The 10,018-nt window shown below is 42.1% G+C and carries 9 protein-coding genes; 6 read left to right on the top strand and 3 right to left on the bottom strand.

Annotation, left to right across the window (positions count from 1 at the left end; translation table 11 throughout):
• Positions 1 to 373 precede the first annotated feature (373 nt).
• The 3 genes from clpB to D0T49_RS10320 all read right to left on the bottom strand — a co-directional run bounded on the left by clpB (position 374) and on the right by D0T49_RS10320 (position 5,438).
• Positions 374 to 2,965 (bottom strand): ATP-dependent chaperone ClpB, encoded by a 2,592-nt coding sequence (gene clpB, locus D0T49_RS10330; RefSeq protein ID WP_163631087.1) that lies wholly within the window; start codon positions 2,963 to 2,965, stop codon positions 374 to 376.
• Between the two features lie 253 nt (positions 2,966 to 3,218).
• Entirely contained in the window at positions 3,219 to 3,929 is a 711-nt protein-coding gene (locus tag D0T49_RS10325) for a DNA alkylation repair protein (RefSeq protein WP_163631085.1), read from the bottom strand.
• Positions 3,930 to 4,565: 636 nt separating this feature from the next.
• The gene (locus tag D0T49_RS10320; protein ID WP_163631083.1) at positions 4,566 to 5,438 is read right to left on the bottom strand and encodes an NAD kinase; all 873 of its coding nucleotides are present in this window, start codon (positions 5,436 to 5,438) and stop codon (positions 4,566 to 4,568) included.
• A 313-nt stretch (positions 5,439 to 5,751) separates the two neighbouring features.
• Between D0T49_RS10320 and D0T49_RS10315 the strand changes: the two genes are divergently transcribed.
• The 6 genes from D0T49_RS10315 (at position 5,752) to D0T49_RS10290 (ending at position 9,934) form a co-directional block, all read left to right on the top strand.
• Positions 5,752 to 6,465, top strand: coding sequence for a pyridoxine 5'-phosphate synthase (locus tag D0T49_RS10315; RefSeq protein ID WP_163631081.1), 714 nt, complete (start codon positions 5,752 to 5,754; stop codon positions 6,463 to 6,465).
• 192 nt (positions 6,466 to 6,657) lie between these two features.
• Positions 6,658 to 7,344, top strand: a complete 687-nt coding sequence (locus tag D0T49_RS10310; RefSeq protein WP_163631079.1) for a MotA/TolQ/ExbB proton channel family protein — start codon at positions 6,658 to 6,660, stop codon at positions 7,342 to 7,344.
• A 57-nt stretch (positions 7,345 to 7,401) separates the two neighbouring features.
• Positions 7,402 to 7,815: a biopolymer transporter ExbD gene (locus tag D0T49_RS10305; RefSeq protein ID WP_163631077.1), complete on the top strand. Its 414-nt coding sequence runs from the start codon at positions 7,402 to 7,404 to the stop codon at positions 7,813 to 7,815.
• Between the two features lie 6 nt (positions 7,816 to 7,821).
• The gene (locus D0T49_RS13250; RefSeq protein ID WP_163631075.1) at positions 7,822 to 8,664 is read left to right on the top strand and encodes an energy transducer TonB; all 843 of its coding nucleotides are present in this window, start codon (positions 7,822 to 7,824) and stop codon (positions 8,662 to 8,664) included.
• Positions 8,665 to 8,855: 191 nt separating this feature from the next.
• Positions 8,856 to 9,392, top strand: coding sequence for a DJ-1 family glyoxalase III (locus D0T49_RS10295; RefSeq protein WP_163631073.1), 537 nt, complete (start codon positions 8,856 to 8,858; stop codon positions 9,390 to 9,392).
• Between the two features lie 50 nt (positions 9,393 to 9,442).
• On the top strand, positions 9,443 to 9,934 hold the full coding sequence (locus D0T49_RS10290; protein ID WP_163631071.1) for a GAF domain-containing protein: 492 nt from the start codon (positions 9,443 to 9,445) through the stop codon (positions 9,932 to 9,934).
• The last annotated feature ends 84 nt before the right edge of the window (positions 9,935 to 10,018 follow it).

Below are 10,018 nucleotides of genomic sequence, written 5' to 3'. Positions count from 1 at the left end.
TTAATTTCTTTCATAACATTACTTTTTTTATGTAACGCTATTTCAGGACGAGACATTCTGGAAATAAAAAAGAGTTATCACTAAAAGCAATAACTCTTTTATCAATAGTTGTAAGAACAATACATCGTTATAAAACCGAATAAAGTTCTGATTTTGAATTTAGTAGCTAAAATCTCATACGCAAAGACGGAAAGACTCAAAGAACCTATGGAAAAGAAAAATGTACAACATTTTTCTCTTTTCAGTTTGCGTCTTATTTGGAAATCAGGCATCTAAAAAGACGCTATAAAAAACACAATGTGTTTTTTTATCCTTTGCGTCATAGCGTCTTAGCGTACTAAAATTTATAACGAACTATTAAAGAACAAACAAGCTACTTATTCTCAAATACCAGTTCGTCACCTTTCAAATCAACTACAATCTTTTTACTATTATCCACATCGCCTGCAATGATTTTTTTCGAAAGGTCGTTCAATATATAGCGTTGAATAGCCCTCTTTACCGGACGTGCACCAAATTGAGGGTCGTAGCCCTCACGCGTCAGAAAATCAACAGCTTTATCCGTAATTTCCAACGTCACCCCATTCTGTTTCAGCATGCGTGTAACACTGTCAATTTGTAACCGGACAATTTTCTCAATCTCATTTTCGTTCAGCGGAGCAAACATTATCAGTTCGTCAATCCGGTTGAGAAACTCAGGACGAATGGTTTGTTTCAACAAGTCGAACACTTCGTTCTTCGTTTTTTCAATCACTTCATCATGATTCTCAGGAGTAATTTTTTCAAAATTCTCACGAATTATATTCGACCCCATGTTCGAAGTCATGATGATAATTGTGTTCTTGAAATTCACAGTACGCCCCTTATTATCGGTCAGCCTACCATCGTCCAGCACTTGCAGCAAGACATTGAACACATCGGGGTGTGCTTTCTCTATCTCGTCGAAAAGCACCACAGAGTATGGTTTCCGCCTGATAGCCTCGGTAAGCTGTCCTCCTTCGTCGTAACCCACATAACCCGGAGGCGAACCAATCAGGCGTGTTACCGAAAACTTTTCCTGATATTCACTCATATCAATCCGTGTCATCATGTTCTCATCATCAAACAGGTACTCGGCCAAAGCCTTTGCCAACTCGGTTTTACCTACCCCCGTTGTTCCTAAAAAGATGAACGAACCAATAGGACGCTTGGGGTCTTGCAAGCCCGCACGGCTACGGCGCACCGCATCAGCTACGGCATTGATAGCCTCGTCCTGCCCGATAACACGTTTATGAAGTTCTTCCTCCAGATGCAGGAGTTTGTCTTTTTCACTCTGTAGCATCTTTTTCACAGGAATACCAGTCCAGCGGCTCACAATATCAGCAATATCCTCGCTATCCACTTCCTCCTTTATCATTGCGTTGTTGCTCTGCATTTTATCAAGCTCCTTTTGCAGATTGACAATGAGGTCTTCCGATTCCTTTATTTTACCATAGCGTATTTCAGCTACCTTAGCCAAATCACCTTCCCGCTCGGCACGGTCGGCTTCATACTTATAATTCTCAATATCAATTTTAGCCTGCTGTATTTGGTCTATCAATGTCTTTTCCGAACTCCATTTAGCACGCAATTCCTTTGCTTCCTCCTTCAAGTTAGCAATCTCTTCGTTCAGCGAAGCCAGTTTCTTATCATCCTTTTCACGTTTTATCGCTTCACGCTCAATTTCAAGCTGTTTGATATTACGTTCAAGTTTATCCAGTTCTTCCGGCTCCGAGTCCACCTCCAAACGCAAGCGTGCCGCTGCCTCGTCCATCAGGTCGATAGCCTTGTCGGGCAGAAAACGGTCGGTAATATACCGGCTCGAAAGCTCCACAGCCGCTATAATGGCATCATCTTTAATCCGCACTTTGTGGTGATTTTCATACCGCTCTTTCAACCCACGAAGGATAGAGATAGTGCTCGCCTCGTCCGGCTCTTCTACCATCACTATCTGGAAACGACGTTCCAAAGCCTTATCTTTTTCGAAATACTTCTGATATTCGTCCAACGTAGTAGCACCTATTGAGCGTAGCTCCCCACGTGCCAAAGCAGGTTTTAAAATATTGGCAGCATCCATAGCGCCCTCGCCTTTACCGGCGCCTATCAGTGTATGAATCTCGTCGATAAACAAAATGATTTCGCCATCCGACTTGGTAACCTCGTTTACAACAGCTTTCAGGCGTTCTTCAAACTCACCTTTATATTTAGCTCCTGCTATCAGAGCTCCCATATCAAGGGAGAAAATCTGCTTCGATTTCAGGTTTTCGGGTACATCACCCCGCACAATACGATGCGCCAACCCCTCGGCAATAGCAGTTTTACCCGTTCCCGGCTCGCCTATCAGTATAGGGTTGTTCTTTGTACGGCGACTCAGGATTTGAAGCACACGGCGTATTTCCTCATCCCGTCCGATAACAGGGTCGAGCTTACCTGAGCGAGCCCGCTCATTTAGGTTAATAGCATATTTCTCCAACGAGTTATAACTATCCTCGGCCGATGCTGAATTTATCTTTGAGCCTTTGCGTAACTCTGCAATAGCAGCCTCCAAACCTTTTTCGCTCACTCCGGCATCGTTCAGCGCCTTTGTAAGCATGTTTTTCTCGGCTACTAACGCCAATAAAATATATTCGAGCGAGACAAACTGGTCGCCTGCTTTAGATGATAGCGACACCGCTTTCTGCAACACGCTGTTCGATTCGCGGCTCAGATATGGCTCTGCACCCGATACGCGCGGACAGCTCTCAATCATGCTGTCTGCTACCGCATTCAACGAATTCAGGTTTACGCCCAGCTTACCAAATAAAAACTGAACGACATCTTCACCGCTTTGCATTACCCCTTTGAGGATATGAGGCGGTTCAATAGCTTGCTGTCCTTTGGCTTTCACCAAATCGATGGCTGCTTGTACCGCTTCTTGCGATTTAATTGTAAAATTGTTAAAGTTCATTTGTGGTTAATTTTTTAGTTTTTATTCTCTTCTTCTATATATAGAACAATCGAATTGATTTTTTGTGCAAAAGGTCTACACAATTTCTTTACCACCTTACAAAACAAGACAAAATGACGCGTTTCGACGTATTTTACGTACGAAATTAGCAAAAACAGGACTTATTGTCATGTCAATCAAAGTTCATCAGACAAAAAAAGATGGACAATTTCACATTATCCACCTTACCGCTCTACCCTATCGGTATTGCTCGTTATTTCTTCATTGCTTCTGCTTTCAGTTCCTTCGGCATTTTCTCGATAGCATAACGTAATGCGGTACGCGGCATCACGTCTTTTTTGGAAACGACAAAATCAAAAACCTCTCTCTGATAGCTCTCTGAAGCCGCTTTAAGCATCCATCCATAGCCCTTTTGCACCAAATCGTCTTTGTCCATCAATAAAGTTTCTGCTATTTCAAAAATATCATCCAAGAACAGCCCTTTTCGTGCCGGAATGATTAAGGTAACGGCAGCCCCACGCTTCACCCAACGGTTTTCGGATTTAGCCCACACTTTCAGATTCTGCACATACTCCGGATACATCATTACTAAATCGCCAATAGTATGATTGCACAACGTATCGCACGAAGCCCAATTATTCACATACAAATTCACCCAACGCTCGAAAACCGCAAAATCATCGGGCGTATACTGTTTATAGATATAATACGACCAGTTGCAGGCAACGTATGATTCCTCGCTATAACCCGATTTCCAAAGTTCCTCACATAAGCCAAATATTTCTTTCTTGGGCAGGTCTTTTATATACTGAAAATGCTCCTTACTTATTTTATTGACTGTGGGTACTTTCACACCATAAAAGGTTACTTTTTCTTTAAAAACCCTGTCGAAATTATTAAACGTTTTTTCGTCAACATTATCTTTCAACGCCTGACGAACTGAGGCTAAAATATCTTTATCCATAAGTAAAATAGTTACGAATTACATTTGTTTCATCGAATTTAAAATCCGCAGTTAATAAATCACCACCAGTGGTGCAAGTCTGTGACTTGCACCTACGTTTCGTGCAGTTTTAAACTGCACTTATTTGAGACACAAGTTGCGCTACGCTAAACTTGCGCCNATAACAGGAAAATAAGCTAATAAGGTTGAAGCTACCGGTCTTTATTACCATTACTAAGGTTTAATACGAAAAATAAGGTTTTTAACATTGACCCCCACCTGTGGTGCAAGTCTGTTACTTGTACCTACGTTTCGTGCAGTTTTAAACTGCACTTATTTGAGACACAAGTTGCGCTACGCTAAACTTGCGCCGGTAGAAGATTATATTCAATAAAATTAGCCTGACAATGAAACCTTATTTTCAGAAATAAACCTTAGTAATTTCAATATTTCGGCAAACTAAACCTTATTAGCTTATTGAATAACAGGAAAATAAGCTAATAAGGTTGAAGCTACCGGTCTTTATTACCATTACTAAGGTTTAATACGAAAAATAAGGTTTTTAACATTGACAACTAAACGCTTACATATCTATTTCACAAGATTCCTTTTCCCTTATTTCCTTTACTACTTCCCATTCTTTCATTCCTCTTATCTCTACATCCTCTTATCTACTCCCCACATCAGTTTATTCTTCAGCGTATCGAAAAAGTTATAATCCTTCTGCTTTACCACACGGATGGTATAATCAGCTTTGGTTATCCGCAATCTTGTTTTTTGGTCGAGCACTTTGGACCGTCCATCTACTGCAATCAGGTAGGAATTGCTCCGGCTGAAAATCTCCAGTTCAATAGTCCACGAGTCGGGAATAATAAGCGGGCGCACATTAAGGCTGTGCGACGCAACGGGCGAAAGGATAAAATTCTGAGCCTGAGGAGCTACAATAGGCCCTCCCACACTCAGCGAATAAGCTGTAGAGCCTGTGGGCGTAGACACAAGCAATCCGTCGGCCTGATAAGTGTGTACAACTTCACCATTCACACTGGTATTGATGCTTATCATAGACGAACTGTCTTGTTTCAGAATTGCAATTTCATTCAGCGCAAAGGGATATTCCAAAGCCGTATTATCCGAAGTCTGAATATGCAGCAAGGTGCGTTCCTCAATCGCATAATTTCCATCTTCAAAAGCCTTTAGTGCTTTAATTATCCTGTCATCCGTAACGTCAGCCAAAAACCCCAGACGCCCTATATTAATGCCAAGAATAGGTATTTGCTTTGCCCCGATATGCGAGGCTGTATTCAGAAACGTACCGTCGCCACCAATGCTCAATGCCAAATCGGCCCGAAAATCATCATCACGCATTACTTCTATCTGCAAAGCTGCCGTCTCCAGCGATTGGCTTACAAAGTCATACAAAACTTTCTCAAACAAAAACGTAACCTGTTTGTTTTTAAAGTAATCGAATATGATTTTAATTTGCGAAAGCATTGTCTCGCGGTATATATTTCCAAAAACAGCAATTCTCATAAGCAAATAATATTTTAAAGAAAACACGTACACTCCGTCAGGAGCGGTAGTTTGGCAGAATAATATTTTCAAATATATCGGGCGTGCCGTAGGTACGCAAGTTGATAGGATAATCCGTTATTACCAAACTTAAATCCCTACGGGATATTCTACATAAAAAAACAAAAGTAAAACAATCAGTTATACCTGATTCAATAATTTTAAACTATTTTTGTAGCAAAATCAGTTTTTTCATGCATTTGTATCTACAAAGGAACAAAATGATAACAGAAGAAACAACAGTTTCAACCAAAATAAGTTTATAAAAAACGATATGACCAAACTAAGTGTCAACATCAATAAGATAGCAACATTACGCAACGCACGGGGCGGAAACGTACCCGATGTATGCAAAGTAGCACAAGACTGCGAACGATTTGGAGCCGAAGGCATTACAGTTCATCCGCGCCCGGACGAACGCCACATACGCTACGCCGACGTGTATGCCCTGCGCCCGCTCGTCGCCACCGAATTTAATATAGAGGGCTATCCCTCCGAGTCGTTTATCGATTTGGTTTGCTCCGTAAAGCCGGAACAGGTGACGCTTGTACCCGACCCACCGGAAGCTATTACCTCAAATGCAGGTTGGGACACGGTGAAAAATAAGGACTTCCTGAAACAGGTAGTAAATAAATTTCACGAATACGGCATACGTGTTTCCATATTTGTAGATACCGATTTGAAAAACATGGAGCATGCTAGACTGTGCGGAACCGACCGTGTGGAGCTTTATACAGAGCCTTATGCTACGATGTACCCTGCCGACAGGGAAAAAGCCGTTGCCCCGTTTGTTGAAGCAGCAAAACTGGCAAAGGAATTAGGACTGGGATTGAATGCCGGACACGACCTGAGCCTCGAAAATCTGGCTTATCTGCATACACATATACCTTGGCTCGACGAGGTATCGATAGGACACGCACTTATTGCCGATGCGCTGTATTTAGGACTCGAAAACACAATAAAACAGTATAAAAAGCAGTTAATATAGAACCAAGAATCAAGAGCCAAGAATCAAGAATCAAGATATAAGACGTAAGATATAAGACATGAGAATTAGGGAAAAGGTCAAAGCAACTCACCTCTTACCTCTCGCTCCTTATCTCTGAACCAGGACAAAAGATTTGAATTGTAAACAAAAAAATTAACCGATTCTACAACACATATTTAATAATAACCCAATATGAACTTAATGCTCATTTTACAAGTTGCTCCCGAAGTTGTATCCGAAGTAGCAGAACAATCGTCAATGAACCTATGGACTATGGCAAAGTATGGTGGTCCAATCATGATTGTGTTAGCCCTTATGCTGGCATTTGCCGTTTATTTATTTATCGAACGGCTGGTGACATTAAAACAGGCTTCGAAAGAAAACAGCACGTTTATGAACCGGATTAAAGATTACATATACGACGGCAAAATAGAGTCGGCCATCAACCTGTGCCGCGAGGTAAATACTCCTTCGGCACGTATGATAGAGAAAGGAATAAGCCGCTTGGGACGTCCGCTGAACGATGTATTAGTAGCTATCGAGAATGTAGGAAACCTCGAAGTAGCCAATCTGGAAAAAGGGCTTGTAATTATGGCATCCATATCAGGTGGGGCTCCTATGCTCGGTTTCCTTGGTACGGTAACAGGTATGGTGCAAACGTTTTATAACATGTCGATGAACAATAGCGGAATGATACAGTTAAGCGACCTGTCGAGCGGTATGTATCAGGCAATGGTAACTACTATCGGCGGGTTGATTGTGGGTATTTTGGCATATTTTGCATACAACTATCTGGTATCACGCGTTAATTCGGTAGTGAACAACCTCGAATCCAAAACAATGGAATTCATGGATATACTGAACGAGCCTGCAAAATAAATCAAGTGCGTATAATTACTTGTAACTCGTAACTAAATACTTGTAACTATTCTATTTATGGCATTAAAGAAAAGAACAAAAGCAGAAGCAGGATTCTCCATGTCGTCGATGACCGACATTATATTCCTATTACTTCTCTTTTTCGTTATGGCATCCACCATGTCGTCGCCCAACGACATCAAAATAAATTTACCGCAAAGCAAAGCCACCACTTCAACAAAATCGGTTGTAGCAAAAGTATCTATCGACGAAAACGGCAATTTCTTTGTGGCAAAGGGAAGCGCACGCCCCGAACAAATACCATCCGACCTGCTCGAAAGTTATATTATGGACATAGTAGCACAAGACTCGACCACTTACATAGCGCTGCATGCCGACCAAAATATTGCATACAAAGAAGTGGTAAAAGTACTTGACATTGCAAACCAGCATAAACTGAAACTTGTAATAGCCACCAAAACACTGAAGTAAAAAAGAGTGAAGAAATCGGATTTATATGGTATAATAGGTTCTGCATTATTTTGCGGTATCGTTTTGCTGTTGCTATTCCTTATCGTAATGCCCGGCACACGCACACCTGAGGACGAGGGAATTATTGTAAGTTTCGGCGACTCGTTCGAGGGAGGCGGGCAAAACCCTGCAACCAGCGTGCAAGCTCCTAAAACTGTGGAAGCTACCGCTACCCCTGTACGCCCCAACGTACCCGAAAACAAACCCGCACCCCAACCACCAACCGAAGAGCCGGTATTGACACAAGAGGACGAATCGCTACAACTGGCACGCATAGAGGAGGAAAAAAAGAAGAAAGAACAACAAGAACTGGAACGCAAGAAAAGAGAAGAGGAAGAAAGACTGGCCGAACAAAAACGCCTGGAGGAAGAACAACGGCTTGCAGAAGAACGCCGCATTGCCGAGCAACGAAAGAGGGAGCAGGAAGCTATCGAAAGGGCTAATGCCTTAGGCAGTATGTTTGGGACAGGCTCGAGCACCGAAGGAAGCGGCGCAAACGTAGGCGAAACCCAACAGGGAAATCCGGTAGGTAAAGGCTCATCGGATGGTAACTCATGGTCGCTCGACGGGCGTGCATTAATCGGAAAGCTAATTACACCTACTTACAACAACAATGTAGAAGGGGTGATTACGGTAACCATTCGGGTAGACGAAAACGGAAGCGTTACAAGTGCGTCGATAGGCACCCCGACCACCATATCGGATGCCGAAACACGAAAAGCCACGTTGGAAGCTGCGCGCAAAACAAAATTCTCGGCAGGACGGAATATTGCAGCAGGAACTATTACCTACAATTTCAAATTGAAATAAACCGGACATTCAGTCTGTCTTTATATATTTTGGTCGCATAGGAACACCTACGAAAACACAGTAGAAACACATAGGAAATATGATTTTTCTATTGTGGACTATGTGGAAATCTATATGAACTCTATGTGTCTTATAAACACAGGCTAATTAACGTGGCACGCTTATATTAACCACATAAAAATAAACTGAATATGAAAAAAGCACTCTTGTTTTTGGTCGATGGCTTCGAGGAAATTGAAGCATTGGGAACTGTTGATATCCTCCGTCGGGGCAACGTAGATGTAAGCACAGTGTCGATAACAGGAAAGAAAGAAGTAATGGGAAGCCACAAAATTCCCGTAACCGCCGATATACTGTTTGAAGAAGCCGGTTTCGATGTAGATATGCTGATTCTGCCGGGTGGAACTACTGCCCTTAACGAGCACGAGGGATTGAAGAAACAAATAAAACTATTTGCCGATGCCCGAAAAAACATTGCTGCCATATGCGCCGCGCCAATGGTTTTAGGAGGATTAGGTCTGCTGAAAGGCAAACGTGCTACAGCTTATCCCGGATTCGAGCAATATCTGGATGGAGCGGTATTTGTTCCCGAAGCAACTGTAATAGATGGGAACATCATCACTGGAAGAGGCCCCGGACTGACTTTCAAATTTGCACTGACCTTGCTTGAAATTCTCGAAGGCAAAAAAGCCTCCGACGAGGTTGCCGCACAACTTTTATTGAAATAAAATTTACATTTGAGCTTTGAGAAATCAGGGCTCTTTTTTCATAATACTATATGTCTGAACAAATCCAGATTTCACAAGCTACAGATAAAAAAGCAAAATACGAATCGCTACTTCCGCAAATAGAATCGCTGATAAGCGGAGAAACCGATTTAATTGCAAACCTTGCAAACATATCGGCTGCGTTGCACACGGTTTTCGGTTGGTGGTGGGTAGGCTTCTATCTGGTAAAAAGCGACGAGCTTGTACTGGCCCCTTTTCAAGGCCCGTTGGCATGTACGCGTATAAAATTCGGAAAAGGCGTTTGCGGTACAGCATGGAAAGAAAAAAAGAGTTTGCTTGTACCGGATGTTAACAAATTTCCCGGACACATAGCATGCAGTTCACAGTCTGTATCGGAAATTGTCGTTCCTATTTTCAACACCCAAAAAGAAGTAATAGGAGTATTGGATATCGACAGCGAAAAATACGACATATTGGACGAAACAGATGTTTATTACCTTGAGAAATTAACGGAAATCATAAGTAAATTCCTGAGTACATGACAAAAAAATGTCGAATGTTTCTTCAATCTGTTATAGGTACTCTTTTGACCTTGTCCGGTGAGCCGAAAAATAAGAGCAGGCGGC

Source organism: Paludibacter sp. 221 (assembly GCF_010501035.1).
Lineage (GTDB): Bacteria > Bacteroidota > Bacteroidia > Bacteroidales > Paludibacteraceae > QVMH01.
The sequence above is the reverse complement of the archived record's forward strand: the minus strand, read 5'-3'. Positions and strand labels throughout refer to the sequence as shown.